This window comes from Chryseobacterium sp. L12 (genome assembly GCF_056133985.1).
Window position 1 is genome coordinate 236,689 of sequence record NZ_JBVYOF010000012.1, and the last position, 21,382, is coordinate 258,070.

Annotated in this window: 23 protein-coding genes and 1 tRNA gene; 13 read left to right on the plus strand and 11 right to left on the minus strand. The window is 35.3% G+C overall.

All coding sequences use genetic code 11. The features are described from left to right. Positions 1-125: 125 nt before the first annotated feature. Both AC0NBN_RS07810 and AC0NBN_RS07815 read right to left on the minus strand, forming a co-directional pair. Complete coding sequence (locus AC0NBN_RS07810) at positions 126-1,436, minus strand: dihydrolipoamide acetyltransferase family protein (RefSeq protein WP_160812734.1); 1,311 nt, start codon at positions 1,434-1,436, stop codon at positions 126-128. Between the two features lie 63 nt (positions 1,437-1,499). Next, positions 1,500-2,327, minus strand: a complete 828-nt coding sequence (locus AC0NBN_RS07815; protein WP_143884571.1) for an SAM hydrolase/SAM-dependent halogenase family protein — start codon at positions 2,325-2,327, stop codon at positions 1,500-1,502. Between the two features lie 123 nt (positions 2,328-2,450). Here AC0NBN_RS07815 and AC0NBN_RS07820 point away from each other — a divergent pair, with 123 nt between their 5' ends. Then, positions 2,451-3,407, plus strand: coding sequence for a PhoH family protein (locus tag AC0NBN_RS07820; RefSeq protein ID WP_089745300.1), 957 nt, complete (start codon positions 2,451-2,453; stop codon positions 3,405-3,407). Positions 3,408-3,514: 107 nt separating this feature from the next. Further along, on the plus strand, positions 3,515-4,180 hold the full coding sequence (locus AC0NBN_RS07825) for a porin family protein (protein WP_089745299.1): 666 nt from the start codon (positions 3,515-3,517) through the stop codon (positions 4,178-4,180). A 100-nt stretch (positions 4,181-4,280) separates the two neighbouring features. Here AC0NBN_RS07825 and AC0NBN_RS07830 read toward each other — a convergent pair whose 3' ends face one another. Further along, entirely contained in the window at positions 4,281-4,889 is a 609-nt protein-coding gene (locus AC0NBN_RS07830) for an NUDIX domain-containing protein (protein WP_160812733.1), read from the minus strand. A 29-nt stretch (positions 4,890-4,918) separates the two neighbouring features. Here AC0NBN_RS07830 and AC0NBN_RS07835 point away from each other — a divergent pair, with 29 nt between their 5' ends. Then, positions 4,919-5,308: a hypothetical protein gene (locus AC0NBN_RS07835; RefSeq protein ID WP_034674362.1), complete on the plus strand. Its 390-nt coding sequence runs from the start codon at positions 4,919-4,921 to the stop codon at positions 5,306-5,308. Positions 5,309-5,337: 29 nt separating this feature from the next. On the opposite strand, the gene AC0NBN_RS07840 is transcribed toward AC0NBN_RS07835, so the two are convergent. Genes AC0NBN_RS07840 through bamG form a run of 3 tightly spaced genes read right to left on the minus strand, consistent with a single transcriptional unit; the run spans position 5,338 to position 8,262 of the window. Next, positions 5,338-6,381: an anhydro-N-acetylmuramic acid kinase gene (locus AC0NBN_RS07840; RefSeq protein ID WP_143884574.1), complete on the minus strand. Its 1,044-nt coding sequence runs from the start codon at positions 6,379-6,381 to the stop codon at positions 5,338-5,340. A gap of 4 nt (positions 6,382-6,385) precedes the next feature. Continuing rightward, positions 6,386-6,982, minus strand: a complete 597-nt coding sequence (gene lptC / locus AC0NBN_RS07845; protein ID WP_160812732.1) for an LPS export ABC transporter periplasmic protein LptC — start codon at positions 6,980-6,982, stop codon at positions 6,386-6,388. A 2-nt stretch (positions 6,983-6,984) separates the two neighbouring features. Then, positions 6,985-8,262 carry a BamG family beta-barrel-assembly machinery protein gene (gene bamG / locus AC0NBN_RS07850; protein WP_143884576.1) on the minus strand — a complete coding sequence of 426 codons (1,278 nt, stop codon included), beginning with the start codon at positions 8,260-8,262 and terminating at the stop codon, positions 6,985-6,987. Between the two features lie 245 nt (positions 8,263-8,507). On the opposite strand from bamG, the gene AC0NBN_RS07855 reads away from it, so the two are divergent. The 5 genes from AC0NBN_RS07855 to AC0NBN_RS07875 all read left to right on the plus strand — a co-directional run bounded on the left by AC0NBN_RS07855 (position 8,508) and on the right by AC0NBN_RS07875 (position 14,567). Next, positions 8,508-9,626: a DNA polymerase III subunit delta' gene (locus tag AC0NBN_RS07855; RefSeq protein WP_160812731.1), complete on the plus strand. Its 1,119-nt coding sequence runs from the start codon at positions 8,508-8,510 to the stop codon at positions 9,624-9,626. Between the two features lie 167 nt (positions 9,627-9,793). After that, on the plus strand, positions 9,794-10,420 hold the full coding sequence (locus AC0NBN_RS07860; RefSeq protein WP_143884578.1) for a TetR/AcrR family transcriptional regulator: 627 nt from the start codon (positions 9,794-9,796) through the stop codon (positions 10,418-10,420). Positions 10,421-10,517: 97 nt separating this feature from the next. Continuing rightward, a complete protein-coding gene (locus AC0NBN_RS07865; RefSeq protein WP_474467898.1) occupies positions 10,518-11,717 on the plus strand; it encodes a TolC family protein in 1,200 nt (399 codons plus the stop codon). A 22-nt stretch (positions 11,718-11,739) separates the two neighbouring features. Further along, positions 11,740-12,843 carry an HlyD family secretion protein gene (locus AC0NBN_RS07870; RefSeq protein WP_160812730.1) on the plus strand — a complete coding sequence of 368 codons (1,104 nt, stop codon included), beginning with the start codon at positions 11,740-11,742 and terminating at the stop codon, positions 12,841-12,843. A 146-nt stretch (positions 12,844-12,989) separates the two neighbouring features. Next, entirely contained in the window at positions 12,990-14,567 is a 1,578-nt protein-coding gene (locus AC0NBN_RS07875) for a DHA2 family efflux MFS transporter permease subunit (RefSeq protein WP_143884581.1), read from the plus strand. 112 nt (positions 14,568-14,679) lie between these two features. On the opposite strand, the gene AC0NBN_RS07880 is transcribed toward AC0NBN_RS07875, so the two are convergent. Continuing rightward, positions 14,680-14,750: transfer RNA gene (locus tag AC0NBN_RS07880), tRNA-Gln, on the minus strand. Positions 14,751-14,849: 99 nt separating this feature from the next. On the opposite strand from AC0NBN_RS07880, the gene AC0NBN_RS07885 reads away from it, so the two are divergent. The 5 genes from AC0NBN_RS07885 to AC0NBN_RS07905 all read left to right on the plus strand — a co-directional run bounded on the left by AC0NBN_RS07885 (position 14,850) and on the right by AC0NBN_RS07905 (position 18,773). Continuing rightward, positions 14,850-15,872 (plus strand): AMP-binding protein, encoded by a 1,023-nt coding sequence (locus tag AC0NBN_RS07885; protein ID WP_160812729.1) that lies wholly within the window; start codon positions 14,850-14,852, stop codon positions 15,870-15,872. A 20-nt stretch (positions 15,873-15,892) separates the two neighbouring features. Further along, the gene (gene arfB / locus AC0NBN_RS07890; protein ID WP_143884583.1) at positions 15,893-16,285 is read left to right on the plus strand and encodes an alternative ribosome rescue aminoacyl-tRNA hydrolase ArfB; all 393 of its coding nucleotides are present in this window, start codon (positions 15,893-15,895) and stop codon (positions 16,283-16,285) included. A 48-nt stretch (positions 16,286-16,333) separates the two neighbouring features. Beyond that, the gene (locus tag AC0NBN_RS07895; protein WP_143884584.1) at positions 16,334-17,002 is read left to right on the plus strand and encodes an autotransporter domain-containing protein; all 669 of its coding nucleotides are present in this window, start codon (positions 16,334-16,336) and stop codon (positions 17,000-17,002) included. A gap of 26 nt (positions 17,003-17,028) precedes the next feature. Continuing rightward, entirely contained in the window at positions 17,029-18,003 is a 975-nt protein-coding gene (locus tag AC0NBN_RS07900) for a deoxyhypusine synthase family protein (protein ID WP_160812728.1), read from the plus strand. A gap of 116 nt (positions 18,004-18,119) precedes the next feature. Then, on the plus strand, positions 18,120-18,773 hold the full coding sequence (locus AC0NBN_RS07905) for a ComF family protein (protein ID WP_160812727.1): 654 nt from the start codon (positions 18,120-18,122) through the stop codon (positions 18,771-18,773). 42 nt (positions 18,774-18,815) lie between these two features. Here the strand turns inward: AC0NBN_RS07905 and AC0NBN_RS07910 are convergent, their stop codons facing one another. From AC0NBN_RS07910 to AC0NBN_RS07925, 4 genes are read right to left on the minus strand one after another with little or no spacing between them, the layout of a single operon-like run. Continuing rightward, the gene (locus AC0NBN_RS07910; RefSeq protein ID WP_143884586.1) at positions 18,816-20,015 is read right to left on the minus strand and encodes a cytochrome-c peroxidase; all 1,200 of its coding nucleotides are present in this window, start codon (positions 20,013-20,015) and stop codon (positions 18,816-18,818) included. Positions 20,016-20,069: 54 nt separating this feature from the next. Then, positions 20,070-20,513: a Spy/CpxP family protein refolding chaperone gene (locus AC0NBN_RS07915; RefSeq protein WP_143884587.1), complete on the minus strand. Its 444-nt coding sequence runs from the start codon at positions 20,511-20,513 to the stop codon at positions 20,070-20,072. Then, the gene (locus tag AC0NBN_RS07920) at positions 20,506-20,790 is read right to left on the minus strand and encodes a hypothetical protein (protein ID WP_143884588.1); all 285 of its coding nucleotides are present in this window, start codon (positions 20,788-20,790) and stop codon (positions 20,506-20,508) included. The genes AC0NBN_RS07915 and AC0NBN_RS07920 overlap by 8 nt, the downstream gene beginning before the upstream one ends. Next, a complete protein-coding gene (locus AC0NBN_RS07925; protein ID WP_143884589.1) occupies positions 20,780-21,304 on the minus strand; it encodes an RNA polymerase sigma factor in 525 nt (174 codons plus the stop codon). The genes AC0NBN_RS07920 and AC0NBN_RS07925 overlap by 11 nt, the downstream gene beginning before the upstream one ends. Positions 21,305-21,382 lie beyond the last annotated feature (78 nt).

Genomic DNA, 21,382 nt, shown 5'->3' on the forward strand with positions numbered 1-21,382 from the left:
ATGATGTTAAAATTTAGAAATCTATAATTTTAAAATTCCATCTTAAACATTTAACAAAAAAACCTCCGATTTTCGGAGGTTTATATCTGACTTGGCAACATCCATCATTGCCAAAAATTCATTACTTATATTTCTGTGTTCAGATCCCAGTTTTCAAGATAGTCATGAACATGTTTTAGCATCATTCCGCCTAAAGAACCGTCAACTACTCTGTGATCGTAAGAGTGAGACATAAACATCAGATTTCTGATCGCAATAACGTCACCATCCGGAGTTTCAAGAACTGCAGGCTTTTTAACGATTGCTCCAATGGCTAAAATCGCTACCTGTGGCTGAGGAATAATAGGTGTTCCCATAAGATTTCCGAAACTTCCTACATTTGAAATGGTATATGTCGCACCTTGAGTATCTTCAGGTCTTAATTTTTTATTTCTTGCTCTGTAAGCAAGGTCATTGATCGCTTTTGCCAAACCTGATAACGACAGCTGATCTGCATTTTTGATGACAGGAACAATAAGGTTTCCGTCTGGCAAAGCTGTTGCCATACCAATATTGATGTTTTTCTTTTTGATGATATTTTCACCGTTAATAGAAACATTAATCATTGGGAAATCCTGAATTGCCTTTACAACTGCTCTTACGAAAATAGGCATAAAAGTCAGTTTTTCACCTTCACGTTTTTCAAAAAGAGATTTGTTTTTGTTTCTCCATTTTACAACATTGGTAACATCAGTTTCTATGAAAGAGGTCACGTGTGGTGCAATTTGCTTTGCTTTTAACATGTTTTCAGCAATGATCTTTCTCATTCTGTCCATCGGAATGATCTCATCACCTGCAGCAGCGGTAATAGTAGATGCCGGAGCAGAAGGAGTTACAGGCTGAGAAACAGGAGCTGGCTGCTGAACAGGAGCAGCTTGAGGAGCAGGTTGGTTTCCTCTGTTTTTAACGTATGCTAGAATATCTTCTTTAGTGATTCTGCCTTCTAAACCGCTTCCTTTAATAGATTTCAGTTCAGTTTCAGAAATATTTTCCTGCTGTGCAATAGATTTTACAAGCGGAGAAAGATAAAGATCTCCCGAAAACTCAGTCGAAGCAGCTGTATTTAATGGTTCTTCAATAGTTTTTAAGGTTTCAGCATCCGGAGCTGAGGCAGTTTCAGCCTTTGCTTCTTCTGCAGAAGTACTTCCACCCTCACCTTCAATTTCTAAAATAGCGATGGCTTCCCCCACTTTTGCAACCTCATCTTTTTGCTTCAGAATTTTTACGATTTTTCCCGAAACCGGTGTCGGAACGTCTGAATCTACTTTATCTGTTGCAATTTCCACTACCGAATCATCTTCTTTTACCTGATCTCCTTCGTTGAACAACCAAGTGATAACTGTAGCTTCCATCACGCCTTCTCCCATCGAAGGAAGCAATAATTTGTATTCTGCCATTTTTAAATTTTAGATTTTGACAAATATATAAAAAAAATCGGTTTTTTTATGAAATAGATAATTTTAGAAAAATTCGATGTAGATATTTTCTCCTACATTGAGTCCGAAAAGTGTTTTAGCACCGTTTTTTTTACTGCCTTTGTAAATCGTGAGCTCCAACTGTCCGCTATCATTGAAGATTGCCGCAGATTGCCCGTGGTATTCGGTTTCTCTTTCCCAGTCTGCAACTACTTCACAATGGCTTGAATAGATTTTTGAAAGGCTCAGGTTTCTGAATTTAATCGTAAAATTTTCATAACCTTTTGCTAAAGTTTCAAAAAAATCTCTGCTGATATTTGATATTATATTTCCGAAATTATCAATGTACATTACTTCTCCTATAATCATACTTTCGTTTTCATTAAAAACCGGTCTGGGAAACAAAAGCTGTTTTGCGGCATCTATCTTCCGCCCGATCACCTCAGGAAGTCCGCCGTTTGCCAAATGCACCGCAACGGGAATAAAAACATCTGTAGATGTGAAGTTTACAATATCGTCGAAACGATTATTCAGCGTAATTTCATAAATAGCTTCCGGTTTTATATCAAAAAAAATCAGACTTAACAAGCCGTTATCTGCTGCAATAAAATAAGATCCGTCAGCTTTATATAAGATATTTTTTCTTGATTTATGAAAAAAACTGTCGACTGAAATGACATGAATGGTTCCTTTTGGAAAATATTTGTACGCATTTCTTACGATATATGAAGTCTGAATTAAATTGTGAGCCTGAATGTCGTGTGTAATATCAACTGTTGTGACTTCACTGTTTAAGGACAGAATTTTCCCTTTCATTGCTGAAACTCTGTAATCTATGCGTCCGAAATCTGAAGTGAGGGTAATAATTGACATGAGATATATGTGATAGAACTGCAAATTTATCTAAAATAAAAGGAAAGGAATAAAATTTGTGGATAAGAATTTTGACGAAGATCACAAAAAAACTATTAAATTTAAAAACTAAAAAAAATTTGCATGTTTGAATTAACGTATGACTTAGAAGGTATTGATGCAAAAAACTTTTACGGAGTTAATAACCAATATTTTAATTTAATCAAATCCAGCTTTCCTACATTAAAAATCACCGGAAGAGATCATTTTATCTTTGCCATGGGCAATCAGGAAGCTTTAGATATATTCAGAAAGAAACTTGATGACATTGTTTCTTACATATCACAAAATAATTCTATTGAGCTGAAAGATGTAGAAAATATATTAAACATCAAAGACGAAAACGAGAAACAGCTTGTTTTTGATCAGGATATCATCGTAAAAGGTGTTAACGGAAAAATTATTAAAGCCAAAACTACCAATCTCAAAAAACTTGTAAAAGAAACCGAGAAAAAAGATATGGTGTTTGCGATCGGACCTGCCGGAACGGGTAAAACATATACCAGCGTAGCTTTGGCAGCAAAAGCATTGCGTGATAAAGAAGTTAAAAGAATTGTTCTTACCAGACCCGCCGTAGAAGCCGGAGAAAGCCTGGGTTTTTTGCCGGGAGATTTAAAGGAAAAGCTTGATCCTTATCTTCAGCCTTTATACGATGCGTTGCGTGATATGATTCCGCATGAGAAGCTTGAAGGTTTTATAGAGAAAAAAGTGATTGAGGTTGCACCCTTAGCTTTTATGAGAGGACGAACTCTGGACGATGCATTTGTCATTCTGGATGAAGCGCAAAATACCACTCATGCCCAAATGAAAATGTTTCTTACAAGAATGGGAATGAATGCCAAATTTATCATTACAGGAGATCCTACGCAGATTGATTTGCCGCCAAAACAGCATTCCGGGCTGAAAGAAGCCATGAGAATCCTGAAAGATGTAAAAGAAATAGGTTTTGTTTACTTAACGGAAGAAGATGTGGTAAGACACCCTGTTGTAAAGAAAATTATACTGGCGTACAACGAGGAAGAAAAGAGAAATCGGGAATAAGTTTTTTTAAATACACATAAGTTTTCAAATTTTAAAAAAAATATTTTGCACTTCTATAAAAAGTGATATATTTGGTGCCTAAAAAATTATTATAAAAATTTGAAACTATGAAAAAACTATTACTAGTTGCTGCAGTAGCAATCATGGGAGCTACAGTTAGTGCTCAGGAAGTAAGATTCGGGGCAAAAGCAGGTTATTCTTTATCAACTTTAAAGTTTAAAGACAATCAGGAGGTAGAAAGTACAGATCCAATGCATACATTCTACGTAGGCGGACTTGTGGAGTATAAAATGAGTGATAAGTTTGGACTTCAGGGAGAAGTTTTATACTCACCACTTGGAGGTAAAATCAGCGAAAAAGTTGAAGATCCGGATGATGTTGCTACTTTCATCAAAATTCAGAACAAAACTACTTTAGGTACTTTATTAATTCCTGTATCTGCAAAGTATTTTATTTCTGATAGTTTTTCTATTTCAGCAGGTGCAAGTTTTGGAGTAATCCTTTCTGCAAAATCAAAAACAGTTGCTGATTTAGGATTAGGAGTAATTCCAGGATTTGAAATTTCTGCAGATGACGAAAGAGATATCAAAGATAATATCAATACGTTAAATATTGCTCCGTTTTTAGGTGCAGAGTTTGCTTTAGAAAACGGAATTTTCTTTGATGCAAGATATAACTATGGTGTTTCAAACCTTGCAAAAAATGCAGGAAATGCCAAATTAACCAACAGCTTTTTACAAGTTGGTGTAGGTTTTAAATTTGGAGGAAACTAATATTTAAAATCGAAAATACTCCTCAAAAGGTAGTTCTCGAAAATAAACAGTCCCAGTTTAGAAATCTAAATTGGGACTTTCTTATAAAGTTAATTGATAATTATCTGGATTTATTGAATAATTCTGTAATAATTAATTTGATATTTTTAAATGTATTGGGAAAAACTTCACTTTCTATCTGTGCTTTATTTTTCCACGCTACTTCTGTAATACCCTCTTCTATTTGCGGCTTAGATGTGTCTTCACCGTCAAAGAACATTTCAAACCAGTGGGTATACTTCAAAACCTGATCTCCGTTTCTTTCTGTGTAAATATGGTAGGTTGTATTGATAAAATCTTTTAACACTACATTTTTCAATCCTGTTTCTTCCTCAATTTCTCTTACAGCAGATTCTTCCCGGGACTCCCCTTTTTCCATTTTACCCTTCGGAAGATCCCATTTCCCAAGCCTTTTAATAAATAAAATTTCTCCTGAAGGTTTATTTACAATTCCGCCTGCTGCTTCTATAATTCTGAAAAGTTTTTTAAATGACTCCCAAATTTCATCAATATTTTCTCCGTAAACATTCAGTTCTGATGTTGAGGTATTCTGAAGAAGATCCAGCGCAATCTCAAAAGTGGTAAAATTTTCAAATGGAAGGATTTTCTCTAAGTTTTCGGGATTCTTAGATATTAATAATTTTTTTTCGTTCACAAAAACTTTATACATTTGTAAGAATTTAAATACAAAAATAAAAAATGAATTTAGAAGGACGAAAGATTATTGTCAATAAATCATCTAAAGACTTATCTGAACTGCTTAAATCTCCGGAAAATTACAAAGAATTTATGCCGGATGGTCTTCAGAAGTTTGAAACCAGAGAAGACGGCTTTAAATTCGGACTTCAGGGAATGCCGGAAATTGCTTTAAAAATTGACGAAGTCACCGACGAAAAGGCAGTTTTGAAATCAGCCAGCTCAAGTCTTGATTTTGCACTGACTGCAACATTAAAACCGCTGAACGAAAACCAGACAGAAGTTCAGATGCTTTTTGAAGGAAAATTCAACCCTTTTATCAAAATGATGGTCGAAAAGCCTCTTCAGAACTTTATCAATACTTTAACGGATAAGATTGAAGCTTATAAATAGTCTAAAAACCTTCAGAAATGAAGGTTTTTTTACGCAATAACTCCTGAACTGTGGTCGCAGAAACTTCCTGTGGCAGAAGACAGTATATTTATTTCGTTTCTGTATCTCAAAACGCCCATGAAAGCAAAAATCAGAGCTTCTTTGAAGTCAATAATTTCTTTTTGCGGAATCACGACCTGAGAAGAAGTTTTTATTTTAATTTTTTCAATCAAAAAGTTGTTGTACGTTCCACCACCTGTAAAAAGAACTTTTGAAAATTTAAATTTATTGAGAACTTCCGAAATCTGATGTGCAGCATGCTCAGTAAATGTTGCCAAAAGATCAAAATGATCTTTAACATAAAGCAAAGGCAAAATCTCAGCATTACAAAATTCAATTCCTAAAGATTTCGGATAAGTTTGTGAATAAAAATTAATATCGTTAAGTTTTTCCAAAAGATCGCAGTCAACAGTTCCCTTTCTTGCCAAATTACCGTTTTCATCAAATTTATGTCCCGCATTTTGTGCGAATTGATTTAAAACAATATTGACCGGGCAAATATCAAAAGCTATTCTTTTATTATTAAGCTTAAAAGAAATATTCGAAAATCCGCCCAAATTAACACAGGCATCATATTCTGCAAAAAGAAATTCATCACCAACCGGTACTAAAGGCGCGCCGTTTCCCCCCATCAAAACATCCTGAGAACGAAAATCGTAGACAACAGGAAGTCCGGTCTCAAGCTTTATTGCCCGTCCGTCCCCAATCTGTAGTGTAAACTTCTTATAAGGTTGATGAAATACGGTATGACCATGGGAAGCAATAAGGTCAACTTTTTCTATATTATTTTTTGAAACGAATTTTTTCACTTCTTTACCAAGATAAAAACCGTATTCCGAATGCAGAGCCAGCAAATTCTGCGACGATAAATGAATTGCATTTCTCAGCTGATTTTCCAAAACTTCGTGATAAGAAACAGTTTCAGCCTTTAAAATAGTGAATTTCCATCCGGAATCTTCTTTCAGGAATCTGGCAAAGCAGATATCAAGACCGTCAAGACTTGTTCCCGACATTAAGCCGATTGCATTGATCATCACACTATGGTTCTGGCTGAGCCATTTTAGCTTTGCTGATATCCAGATCTCCCGAATTTTTATAAAACGTATATTCGGAAAAATCATCTTTGGCTGTCATTCCGTTGGCGTGGACAAGTGTAGAACCATCTTCCATCGTGGCATAAACCGTATCTCTGGTGTAAATTCTTTTTCTTTTTTGATCCCAGAAAACACTTTGCGTAGCAAACCTCTGTCCGTCGCTGGTCAAAATCTTAACATCACCTCTTGCTTCGTAAAACTGCTTATATTCAAAAATTTTGGCATATTTAGCCGTAATATTTCCAGGATTTTTAGGCTTTTTCTTGTCGAAAAACTCAATGCGCATCCCTTTTTTAGCAACAATATAAGGACTATCAATCAGCTCATATTTTTCAATAATCGGAGCACTTGCCCGAAGTTTTACTAAGCCGGAATCTCTCTGGATGATTTTAGCATTGTAAATAATCTGCGACGGAAAATTTTTGTCATCGTTTCCATTCAGTTTCGTCAGATCTTCTTCACAGGAGGTGAATATAAAAAATATAGCACAACTAAAAAGGTATGCTATATTTTTAAATGTTTTATCTGAAATAAATTTCATTATTAATTGTAAAGAGATTTTCTAAACCATTTGTCTGCAAAGTTGAAACCAACTCTCACGTTTACAAAATTCTGATTGATAAGGTTATCCTTCAGAGTTCCTCTTTTTCCTACTTCAACACCAATTTCCAAACCGCTCATTCTGGTAATACTGCTGTTTTTGAAAGGAAGTAAAACTCCCGCAGAAACCCCGAACTTATTGATGCTGTTTCCGCTTAATTCAATACTTCCTTTTTCATAGAAAGCTCCGTAACGGTAAACCACTCTCGAAAAATAACTTCTGAAGTTGTTGTAATTCGGCAAGTACCAACCTCCTGCAGAAATCCTGTAAGAATCTTTAAAATCAAAAGTATTTCCGAAATAGCTTACTGTTTCCCCTTTTTTGTAATCAATTTGTCCTGAAACAAACCATTGGTTTTCGCTACCGTACCCAACTCCTAAAGATGCCTGCAAAGGCAACAGGTTATTGGAGGTTGTATTTTTTCTTTCAATAACTGTCTCACCTGCTTTTATATCTACATCAGAATAATAATATGTACTGTTGATGTATTCATTTGTCATATCACTTGTATTTCCGAATGTAGCTGTAGCTCCGACAGTGAATTTTTTGTCTGTTCTTGTGTCTAATTTCTGATAACTTGTACCTAATGTAAAGTTGAAATTCTTAATGCTGTTTTTAGTCTCATAACCGTTGATCAATTCGGCATTTGATGAGGTAAATTCATTCAGATCATAAAGATTTCCAAAGTAATAATTGGCACGTGCACCTACTGAAAATTCAGAATTAATTTTGTAAGAAACAGCAGCCTGAGCCGTATTCAATGTCCCGCTCCCTTTAAATCTGTTACCATATACAGTACCGTCTGATAATGTTTCGGTATGAATTATATCATAGCTTTTTGAGCTGTAGGGCTGATAAAGAAGTCCCATTTTCACTTTGGATGAAATAGGAAAAGCTAAAGCGATATTGGATAAATAAGTAGAATGTTTTGTAGATTTTGTATTGTTGTAATTGGTTTTAAAGTAATTATTTTCATTAGTAGCTTCAAGTCTGATGCTTGTCAGATCAAAATTACTGTTATTTGCCGGGTTTCCGAAGTTAAAATTGCTTGTAAAGTCACTGATATAAGCAGTAGATATACCTCCCATGGAAGCAGTTTCAATCGTATTATCATATTTTACATCTCCAATTCCATAAACTGCGTAAGGAGAGTTGCTTAAACTCTGCGCGTTAAGGAAATATCCCACCGAAATGAATGATACTACAAAAATTTTTTTCATTCTAGATTTTTAAAATAATGCGCAAATATCTTAAATATTAATGAATTGTAAAAATTTACTGAGGTTAAAGTTTGTTAAGGGGAATTTGTTACGAATTTCTATAATGAATTGAATCAACTTTACTGTGAATAGTGAATTTCCAAGATCAATTAAATAGAAAATCATTTGATAAATTAACGATTGACTTGCAAAGCAAAATTGACTATTCAAAAAATATGCGTTCTAAAAATTCTTATCTTTGAAACATGAATTGGGAAAAAATTGCCGGACAGCAAAATCTTAAAAAATTACTGAAAGACAGCATTACTGAAAACAGAGTGAGCCACGCCCAGCTTTTCATAGGAAAAGAAGGCTACGGAACACTGCCATTGGTTTTAGCATACGCTAAAGAGATTCTGATGAGTGAAAATGAGCATGCCGCATCCAAAGTCGAACATCTTAACCATCTTGATCTGCACTTTAGTTTCCCAGTTTTTACTGAGGGAAAAACTTCAGTAAGCAAAAACAGATTCGACGATTTCCGGGAAATGATTCTTCAATCTCCGTATGCAAGCTATGAGGATTGGTCTGCCTATCTGGAATCTGAAAACAAACAGCTTTTTATCTCTGCTGATGAGATTGATGAGCAAAATCAGAAATTTTCCCTTAAAAGCTTTGAAGGTGGTACAAAAATCCTGATTGTCTGGAGAGCTGATAAGATGAATATCGCAGCATCCAACAAATTTCTCAAATTTTTGGAAGAGCCGCCTGCAAAAACCCTCATTTTTCTTACAGCAGATTCTACAGATGATATTCTGCCTACCATTTTATCCAGAACTCAGATTATTGAAGTTCCGAGGATTTCAGATGAAGATCTTGAAGCTTACCTGAAAAAAAATACTGAAGCAGCAGAAGACAAAATCAAAGAAATCGTGCATCAGGCACAGGGAAATCTCAATGATGCATTACGATATTTAAAATCTGAAACTAAAAACCCTGAGTTTGAAAAATTATTTGTCCAGTGGGTTCGGGATGCTTTTATGGTCAAAAAGAAACCGGAATTTCTAAAAAATATTATTTTGTGGGCAAGGGAAATTGCAGGATGGAACAGAGAAAAACAGAAAAATTTTTTAGATTATGCTTCTGAAATTTTTAGGTTGGCATTGCTGCAGAATTATCAGTCTCAAAATCTGGTGTACAAAAAAATTGATGCCAACGGATTTAACTGGGAAGGATTTTCAAAATTTATCAGTGGAGCTAATATCATCAGTATTTTAGATGAGATCAGCACAGCAGACCTTCACTTGACCAGAAACGGAAATCCCAAAATAGTATGGACGGATTTAGGAATTAAATTATCCAGATACATCCATAAAAATTCTTAGTCTTTTTATCATTAATTATAATCTTGCGTTTTCTTTCTCAGAAAGCGCTTTTTTTATTTAATTATTTCATTTTGATCACGCTTAATATTATTAAAAATAAAAAATCAATCAATCGTTTGATTATATTGAAATATAATGTAACTTTGCACCCGTAAAACATCAATCTTATGATTTCAAAAGAAGAAAATATTTTATTTGCCGCCGAAAAACTCTTTGCTGAGAAGGGATTTCCCGGAACCTCGACAAGAGAAATATCAAAAGCCGCAAACGTTAATATTTCGATGATTTCTTATTATTTCGGATCTAAAGAAAAATTGTATGAGAAACTTGTAGAGTACAGAACCAACGAAGGACAGTTTTTCGCCAAAGATATTTTAGAAAGAACAGATATTGATGAAGGGCAGAAAATGATGATTATCGTAGATAAATTTGCAAGCCGTATCCGTGAGCAAAAATATTTCTACAGAATTATGCAGCGCGAACAGCTTTATAGTGAAAATCCTCAGATCGTAAAATCTTTAAAAGACACCAAAATAAGTTTCCTTAATACCTATTCTAAAATATTAGAAAGCGGAATCCGCAAAGGAGTTTTCACTAAAAACCCACCGATATATCTTCTCCACTCCACGATCAGCGGAACACTTTTCTACGCTTCCAACTCAAAGGAAATGTACAAAGAGTTTCTTAAAAACAGCGAAGAAGAAGATTTGTTTGAAAAAAATTACTACAACGAACTCACACAACATATCAAACATATTTTAAAAGACCTTTTAGGTTATGAAGAGAATAAATAATTCAGTCATTGCACTGCTTTTTTGGGGAGCAATGTCTTTTTTTTAGGCGCAGGAAGTAAAACAGCTAAGTCTTGATGAAGCAGTACAGCTTGGAATAATGAACAGCAAAAGTCTGAAAATTGATGCTGCAAAAATTGAAGAAGCTACAGCAGATCTTCTGGAAGCTAAAAACAGACAGCTTCCGGAGCTGAAAGTTTCGGGAAGTTATATGTATCTGCCTTTGAAGCCAACTATTGATCTGAAAATACCTGGTGTTTCCACAGAAGGCGGACCGGAAGTTCATCAGGTAGCATTTGGATCTGCCAATCTGAGCGTTCCGCTTTATAGTGGCGGAAGAATTAAATACGGCATTCAGTCTGCAAAATATCTTGTAGAAGCTTCTAAACTGAATACAGAGAATGATAAAATAGCCATTGCTTATAATATTGCACAGGCATACAACAATTTGTTTAAGGCCAATCAGGCAATTAAAGTACTGGAAGAAAATTTTACTGCATCACAAAAAAGAGATGAGACTTTTCTTAAACTGGAAAACAATGGCGTTATAGCCAGAAATGACCGCCTGAAAGCTAATCTTCAGACTTCTAATATTGAGCTGCAGCTTTTAGAAGCTAAAAACAACTACAATATTGCCAATATCAATATGGATTTGCTTTTGGGGCTTCCCGAAACTACAGAATTAAAGGTTGACGAGAATTATATTGATGAAATTTCAGATTTAAAACCCGTCAATTACTATCTTACTGAAGCACAGCAAAACCGTAAAGATCTTCAGGCACTTGACCAGCAAAAAAAAGCAGCCGAATTGGGAACAAAAGCAGCAAAAGCTGAAAATTTACCTTCGATTGCATTAACAGGAGGCTATGTTGCAGCAGATATTCCGAAGTTTTTCACAGTTTATAATGCAGTGAATTTTGGTGTGGGCATTTCGTACAACTTATCAAATGTTTGGAAAAAGAACTCTTCTCTACAACAGTCGAAGGCGAGAGAAATGCAGCTTTCTGCAACCAATGATTTGCTGAATGACAATATTAAATTAGAAGTCAACAAAGAATATCAAAATTCAGATTATTCAAGAAAAAGAATTGCCGTCTTTGAGAAATCAGCCGAACAGGCTAATGAAAACTACAGAATTACAAAAAATAAATACGACAACGGTCTTGCAACAATGACCGAACTTCTGGATGCTGATGCTGCCCAAATTTCAGCCAATGTAGGCGTAATCAATGCTAAAGCCGATGCAGCTCTTGCTTACAGAAAACTTTTACAGACCACAGGAACATTAACTATTAAATAATAAACAAAGAATATCATCCAAAATGGAAAATAACAATACAAGCAATATTGAACCTAAAAAGAAAAAAAGTTTAGTTTTTCCCATTATTTTAGCTGCAGTTCTCATTGGAGGCGGTATTTTCGGATACAGATCTTATACATACAGCCAATATCATGAGGAAACCGATGATGCACAGATTGCCTCCAACATGAATCCTGTAATATCAAAAATATCAGAATATGTGACAGAAGTAAAAGTAAAAGACAATCAATTTGTAAAAAAAGGAGACACTTTGGTCATTTTAGACAATAAAGATCAAAAAATGGCTTTGGAACAGGCTCTTGCCGCTTTGGGAACAGCAAAAAGCAATATTTCATCTGCACAGTCTGCTACCAATGCCACTTCAAAAAACATCAGCAGTTCTGAAGCAGCCGTAAAAACTGCTAACGCACAGATTGAAGCTGCCAAAGTTAACGTCTGGAAAACTTCTCAGGATCTAAAAAGATATGAAATTTTAGTAAAAGACCATTCTATCACCCAACAGCAGTACGAACAGGCTTTAGCAGCAAAACAATCTGCCGACAAACAAATGCAGGTACTGGTAGATCAGAAAAATCAAATTGCACAGCAAACCAATATTGCATCTTCGCAAACTGCAGCAAGCACTCAGCAGATCTCTGTTGCCAGTTCTATAGCAAAACAAAGAGAAGTAGATGTAGAAAATGCAAGACTGAATCTTTCTTACACAGTAATTTTAGCTCCGGAAGACGGTTTCGTAGGAAAAGTTCCTATTCAGGCGGGACAATTCTTACAGGCTGGTTCACAGCTTTTTTCACTCATCAAAAACGATCAGAAATGGGTAGTTGCCAATTTTAAAGAAACCCAGGTTGCGAAAATGGCAGAAGGTCAGAAAGTTCATATTGAAATTGATGCTTTTCCTGATAAAGATTTTGAAGGAAGAGTAAGCTCTTTTTCTCCGGCAACAGGTTCTACATTTTCTATTCTTCCTCCAGATAATGCAAGCGGAAACTTTGTAAAAGTCGTACAGCGGCTCCCGGTGAAAATTGATTTTGTAAACTTAGACAAAACAATTGTTCAAAAACTGAGAACAGGAATGAATGTAAAAGCAGAAGTTTCTTTAAAATAATATTGAAATAGCGAATTGTCAGTTTTGCTGAATCATATCAATTATAATCGAAATGAATAATTGATGGTATTCTGGAAATGAAGCAATAAAATTAGCCATAAAGTTGACTGACCACTGACAATTTACTTTTTACATTGTAAAAAACTATGCAGGATTCATTAGTAGAATACGGAGCACGGCGGGTAATCATTACGATTACTGCCATTCTATGTGCTTTGCTTGAAATTGTAGACTCAACCATCGTCAATGTTGCACTGAATGAGATGAAAGGAAATCTTGGTGCTACGCTTTCTGAAGTGGGCTGGGTAATTACAGCATATGCTATTGGTAACGTCATCATTGTTCCTATGACGAGCTGGCTTTCTCAGCAGTTTGGAAGACGGAATTACTTTGCGGCTTCCATTATGATATTTACTTTATTTTCATTTTTGTGCGGTAATGCGACCAATATCTGGGAACTTGTTTTCTTCAGACTGATGCAGGGAATTGGAGGCGGAGCTCTGCTTGTCACTTCACAGACTATTATCACCGAATCTTATCCGGTTGAAAAACGCAGCATGGCTCAGGCGATTTATGGTTTAGGAGTAATTATTGGTCCTACTCTTGGTCCGCCATTGGGAGGATATATCGTAGACAATTACAGCTGGCCATATATTTTCTATATTAATATTCCGATTGGAATTGCAGCAACTTTAATGACACTACAGTTTGTAAAAAGTCCGAAATTTTCTGAAAAAAGAAAAGTTTCTGATGTTGACTGGCTCGGTATTATGTTGTTGGCATTAACGGTAGGATCTCTTCAGTTTATTTTGGAAAGAGGACACGAAGAAGATTGGTTTGAAAGCGGAATGATCGTAACATTTACAGCAACTGCAGTTATAGGATTTATTTTATTTCTGTGGCGTGAGCTTACCTTTAAATATCCGATTGTAGAATTAAGAGTCTTAAAAAACGGAAACCTCAGAATCGGAACCGTAATGTCTTTCGTTTTAGGTTTTGGTTTGTACGGTTCCACTTTCATAGTTCCTTTGTATACTCAAAGTATTTTAGGGTGGACGGCGTTGCAATCAGGAGCTTTAATGATCCCTGCCGCTCTCACAACAGCTTTTATGATGCCGATTATCGGAAGATTATTATCAAAAGGAGCGAAACAGCAGATTTTAGTTTCATTAGGATTACTTATATTTTTCATTTACAGCTTTTGGGGATATAAAATTCTTACTCCCGACACCAGTAAAGATGCATTTTTCTGGATGCTGATTGTGCGGGGAATGGGATTAGGATTACTGTTTATTCCTATAACATCACTTTCCTTAAGTACATTAAAAGGACAGGAAATCGGACAGGGCGCCGCATTTACGGGAATGATGAGACAATTGGGTGGTTCTTTCGGAATTGCTGCAATTACAACCTTCATTGCTAATGCGAGCCAAAAATACAGGGTGAATCTCATCAGTCATTTAGACTCCAATGACTTTGATGTACAACAAAGGCTGCAGGGCTTAAAAGCCAGTTTCATAGCAAAAGGAATGACTCCCGATGCCGCAATGAATGCTGCTTATAAAATCCTTGACCTGAATGTCACCAAACAGGCAACCGTTCTATCTTATATGGATGTTTTCCTCTATCTCGGTGTAGCGTTTTTAATTTGTATTCCGTTTATTTTATTTATAAGAGAAAGGAAAAGCAAAGAAAAAATAGATTTGAGCGAAGCATTACATTAAACATCAGCCTCTGAAAATTTTCGGAGGTTTTTTGTTTATTTATAAGCTTCAAAACTCATTGAAAAGCATAAAAAAACAGCTTACTATTTTAGTAAGCTGTTTAAGTAATCAGTAGACCCACAGGGATTCGAACCCCAGATGACTGAACCAAAATCAGTAGTGTTACCGCTACACCATGGGTCTCTGTTTGTTTTGTGGTGCAAATATACAGCGTTTTTGTTTATTTGCAAATACTTTTAAAACTTTTTTTTAAATTTACTCAGAATTTATAAGGCTTACAACGTGAAAATCGACTTCAATAATCTCAAAATTAATCAATTAAATCCCGAAAATAAATTTCAAAAAAAAATCATTTTTTTTTTTGAAGAATGGTTGTCTCACACGGAAAAAGTCAAAATTCAGACATCCGGCTCTACCGGAACACCCAAGATTTTTGAAATTGAAAAAAGCAGAATGCTTAGTTCCGCAAAAATGACCTGTGATTTTTTAGATTTAAAAAAAGAAAATTCAGCTTTGCTGTGTCTTCCTATTGAATATATCTCAGGAAAAATGATGATCGCAAGAGCTTTTGAAAGAAAACTTATACTGATAACGAAAGAACCTTCCACAAATCCGCTGCAGGAAATTAATGATTTCATTGATTTCTGCGCAATGACTCCTTTGCAAGTAGAAAACTCCTTAAACAAAATTCACTGGATTAAAAATTTAATTATTGGCGGAGCTTCTGTTTCAGAATCATTAAAGAAAAAAATCTCTCAAACTCTCATAAACTCCAACTCATTAACCCGAATTTTTGAAACTTACGGAATGTCTGAAACGCTTTCTCATATTGCATTAAAACAACTTTACCCGGTACAGGAAGAGTTTTTTACAATTTTGGATGGCGTTAAAATCTCTACGGATGACAGAAAATGTCTTACAATTTCTGCCCCGAAACTCAACCCGGAAGTTCTGCAAACGAACGATATTGTAGAATTAATCAGCGAAAAACAATTCAGGTTTTTAGGACGGTACGATAACGTCATCAATTCCGGAGGCGTAAAAATTTTTGCTGAAGAACTCGAAAATTTAGTTAAAAGAAATATTGACAGAGATTTAATATTTATCGGAAAGCCAGATGAAAAATTGGGCGAAAAACTGACTCTGGTTATTGAGGGTATTGCAACTGAAGAAATCAATAATCATCTTTCTCAGATTAATTATGAAAGTAAATTTCATATTCCAAAAGAAATTCTATTTTTAGAAAAATTTCCCAGATCAGAAAACGGAAAAGTTTTAAGACGAGAAGTTTTAAAATTAATTTAAAAGACATTTCCCATTTTAGCATGAAAAAATTCCAACACGAACTTTCTTATAAAACCTCACGAAGCAGCGGAAGCGGCGGGCAAAACGTAAACAAAGTAGAAACTTCTGTAACCGTCATGTGGAAGATAGAAGATTCTGCTGTTTTTACCGAGACTGAAAAAGAAAGAATTTTTTTCAAGCTTAAAAACAGAATAAATTCCGAAGGCATTTTACAATTCACCGTTTCAGAAAGCAGAACCCAGCTGCAGAACAAAAAAATTGCAGCCGAAAAAATTCAGGAAATTGTAAATCTTGCATTGATTATTCCCAAAAAAAGAATTGCCACCAAACCGGGTAAAGGAAAAATTGAAAAACGTCTGGAAAATAAAAAGAAAATTTCCGAGAAAAAAGAAAACAGAAAATTCAGATATTAAATCCCCTTATTTAGAGAAAAACTCTATTTTTGCAAAAAAAATTTAATAATGCTTAAAAAACTAATAATTGCAGGAGTTATTTTCGCTCCTTTTCTTTTTTCAGCACAGGATACAGAAGTGAAAGTTTCGGAATCTAAGGTTGCAATCATTCCTTCGGTAGGATATGCGTGGAGACTTGCTAAAATGCCTTCAGGAATCTCAAAAGACACAAGAGATTATCTGAAAGGACTGAAAAGCGGTGTAGATGTAGGCGTTTCTGCGTATTACCTTATCAAAGGAAATGTTGGTGTCGGATTAAAATATTCAGGATATTTCGCTTCAAGCAATGGGAGAATTACCGTACAGGATAGTAACGGGCAAACGGTCGGAGGATTTGTAAGTACAGAAGATCAGATTCACTTTATAGGAGCTGCTTATATGTTTTCAAACTTCAGCAGCGACACAAAGCACAAACTATTTTATGACGTTGCATTAGGAGTTATTACTTATAATACTACAACCGGCAACATCAAAGGAACAGGATCAAATTTAGGTGCTGAAATCAATTTTGCTTATCAATATGCCATTACCAACAATATATTTATAGGACCAAAAATCGGAATGACCGGAGGTACTTTAAGTAAAATGAAACTGAACGGAACAACAGTAGATTTAGGAGATGAAAAAGAAGGTTTAACAAGACTTTCTTTGAGCGCAGCCGCTACTTTCCGTTTTTAAATTTTATCTTTGCAAAAAATAAAATAATGAGCAAGCCGATTACCGAGTTTATAGAAAAATATTACCTGCACTTCAATGCAGCTGCTTTGGTAGACGCATCAAAAGGATACGTTGCCCACCTTAAAGACGGCGGAAAGATGATGATTACTCTTGCAGGAGCAATGTCTACAGCAGAATTAGGAAAAATTTTAGCAGAAATGATCCGTCAGGGAAAAGTTGATTTTATTTCCTGCACAGGAGCCAATCTTGAAGAAGATCTGATGAATCTTGTCGCTCATTCTCATTATGAAAGAGTTCCTCATTACAGAGATCTGACAGCTCAGGATGAATGGGATCTTTTAGCAAGAGGCTTAAACAGAGTAACTGACACGTGTATCCCTGAAGAAGAAGCTTTCAGAAGACTGCAGAAACACATTGTAGAAATCTGGAAAGATGCCGAAGCTAAAGGCGAAAGATATTTCCCACACGAGTTTATGTATAAAATGATTCTTTCCGGAGTTTTGGAACAGTATTATGAAATTCCGAGAGAAAACTCGTGGATGATTGCTGCAGCTGAGAAAAATTTACCGATTGTAGTTCCGGGATGGGAAGATTCTACGATGGGAAATATTTTTGCTTCTTACTGCATTAAAGGTGAGCTGAAAGCAACCACTATGAAATCAGGAATTGAATACATGACTTATCTTGCAGACTGGTATACCAAAAATTCCGCAGGAAAAGGTGTAGGATTTTTCCAGATCGGTGGTGGAATTGCAGGAGATTTCCCGATCTGCGTAGTTCCGATGCTGTATCAGGATATGGAGATGCATGACATTCCTTTCTGGTCTTATTTCTGCCAGATTTCAGACTCTACGACATCTTACGGTTCGTATTCGGGTGCTGTTCCTAATGAAAAAATTACCTGGGGAAAATTAGACATCACAACCCCAAAATTCATTGTTGAAAGTGACGCTACCATTTGTGCTCCTTTAATGTTTTCATATATTTTAGAAAATGCATAGACACTATTAAGTAAATTATTTTACTCAATATATTTAAGGAAGTTACCATTGATTTTTTTCAGTGGTAACTTTTTTTATTGCGATAAAAGCTTAAATTAGTCCTAAATTATACACAAATGATTTTAGATTTGTTATTTCCCAACCGCTGTCTGGAATGCAACCGGATTATCGAAAGCGAATCATTGGTTTGCCCTGTCTGTTTCAGCCAGATTCAATTTGCTTATCATGACTTTTTATCTAAAAATTCATTAAAAGAAAGATGTAAATTACTCTTTCCGCTGGAAAATGCTTTTGCACTGATGGAATTTGAAAAAGAAAGCCTTAGCCGCAAAATTATTCATGAATTAAAATATAAAAGCAGAGAAAAAGCGGGAAAGATCTTAGCAGAATGGACTACAGAATATCTTGATTTTAAAGACGAGAAGCCAGACTTACTGGTTACCGTTCCACTGCATCCCAGGAAAACAAAAGAGAGAGGATATAATCAGCTTCACCTTTTTACCGAACAGCTTTCTGAATCATATCAAATCCCTTTTGATCATACTTTAATCAAACGAAATTATTATTCATCAGCACAGGCTCTCAAAGACAAGAAACGCAGGCTCGAAAACCAAAATACATTTTCGGTCACCAAAACAATCGAAGACACTCATATACTGCTTATTGATGATGTATTTACAACAGGAAACACGCTGGCTTCCGTTGCATGGGAAATTTTAAAGAAAGGAAATAATAAGATAAGCATCTTGGTTATGGCAATGGATATTTAATGAAATAAAAAAGCTGTCCTTGTAGACAGCTTTTAATTCTTATCATTTGAAAGGGTTACTCCACTTCTTATTGGTATAAACATCTGTTCCGGATAGTGTTTTCAGAAATGCTACAACCGCATTTACTTCTGTCGCAGTAAGATTTAATTTTTGTCCGTTTCCGTTTGGTCTTAGGCGCGGATCTAAATTTGTATTTCCGGGAGCAATATTGATATTTCCGTAATGTCCGATTACCTGTTGTAATGTAGTGAAAGCTCCGGTATGCATAAACTGTCCGTTTTCTATACCATTAGGGTTGGTTATATTTCTCAAACTTGGCGCTCGGGTATTTGTAATATCAATGCCGATTCCACTGATATTTCCGATGATTCCGTTGTTTCTTGAATTAGGGTCAATATCAAATTCAGGCGCACCATGACAGCCGGCACAGCCCAAACCGCCGCCGGTTCTGCTTCCTGCAGCATCAAAAACAGGAGGTGATAAAAACAAATTTTTACCCTGATTTTCCTGTGCTGTAAAATTTGGAAAAGACTGCTGGTCATTAGCGCTTACTGCTCTGCCTGCATCATATTTAGAATCAAAAGACTGTATACTTCTGATGAACTGCGCCAAAGCACTCTGAACTCTTGCTTGGGTAACTGCAGCATCACCATAAACAAATTTGAACATTTCCTGATAATATTTTAAATTTTGAAGTTTTGCAATCAAATCCTGAAAGTTACCGTCTCCATTAGTTCCGCTAAAACCCATTTCAATATGATCCTGAATTGGAAAAGTCGTTTGTGCTTCCAGAGTCGCTGCTCTCTCGTCCCAGAAAAACTTTGCTTCGTTTCCAAATCTTGCGTTGACTAGTCTCATAGAATGTCTTCCGGTAGTTCCGTTTACACCCACGCTTGCCACAACGTTATCTCCAAAAGCCAATTCCTGCTTATGACAGCTTGAACACGAGATAGTATTATTCTTAGAAAGATTTTTGTCGTAAAACAACATTCTTCCCAAAGTAGCTCCTTTATCGGTAATAGGATTACCTGCGGAATTATCTCTTGTTATATAATTGGGTTTCGTCTGGTTGGCGTAATTTTCAAGACTGCTAAGGTTGATATTAGAACCGAAAGCCGCCAAAATTCCCGGATATTCATCTGAAACAGGCGTTCCTTCATAAACATCGTCTCCGGAACAGGAATACAAAACTGCTGCAACAGCGAGAACAGGAACAATAAGTGTTCTTATCATTTTTTTCATAAAGAGGTTTTTAAGTTTTATTAGGTTAGTATTTTTTCAGATTTTTAAATTGACTTAACGAGGTGGCTTACCTGGTCGATTAAACAAGTTTTCAAACTCATCAATAAGATGATCAAAATCCTGCAACTGATCGGGATAGCAAATTTTTCTGATATCCTGAAAGTGTTCAAAATTGATTTTCTCTGTTTCCATACTTATTTTTCCGATCTGCTGAACCAGAGAATCTTCTTTTTTCTGATTTTTATTTTTTAATAATGAATAATACTGCGTTTTCATATCCATCATTTCGTGTTCTTTTTCTCTAATCTGCATTCTGTGCTGTTCAATCAGTCCGTCATACTGCTGTACCTGTTTTTCATCAAAATGCAGCCGTTGTATAATGAGATCTCGCGGACCAGAATGATGCGGAGGTTTTCGCGTAAGCATGAAGATCACCAACAGAAGATTGGAAATCAGCAAACCGACAATCATAAAAATATAAAACCTGTTCTTAGTCATAAGAAAAAGTATTTTCTGGTTTCATCATAAACAAAGTTTCAAAATCTGATCTTGAAGAGTCTTTTGTATTTTGAATAAGTTTAATATTAAAACTGATCAGAATAACAATAACTGCTGCAGCTGCGAAAATCCATTTTGGAGAAACTACATCTTTCCTATGATTCTCAATTTTACTGAGAATTTTTTCATATAATTCTGAAGGGGCTTCCACTTTCTGAATTTTTTCTAATAGCTGCAACTGATCTTCCATTACATACTTAGACGAGTTATTTTTCATATTCCTTCTGTTGATTTAGTTTTTGGATAAGATTTTTTTTGGCGCGCTGAAAAAGAGATTCCACAGCTTTTTGACTCACATTCATGATTTCAGCGGTTTCCTGCTGAGAATTCCCTTCAATTTTCAGTAAGATAACTGCTGTTTTCTGATCATTCGGAAGCATATTAATAAAGCTGAAAATTTTCATCACTTCCTCCTTCTGTTCCAGAACAACACCTGGATGATTAAAATCAACCGGTTCGTACTGCCTGTTTTCAGAATCATCTTTAAACAAACCAAAAAAAGATTTTTTATTTGAGTTTTTGGATTTTATGTAATCCAAAGAAGTATTAATCGTGATACGATAAATCCATGTTTTTAGAGATGACTCATTTTTGAAGCCATCTATTTTTTGTGATATTTTCACAAAAACATCCTGAGTTATTTCTTCTGCATCTTCTGTATTCTGGGTGTACTGCAAAGCAAGATTATACACCATTTTCTGATACTGATAAAAAATAAACTCGAAATTCATATTTCGGTTTTCATTACAGTCACTTTTTTAATTAGACGAAAAAAAATATTTTTTCCTTCGCTTTTTTAAAAATTAGTT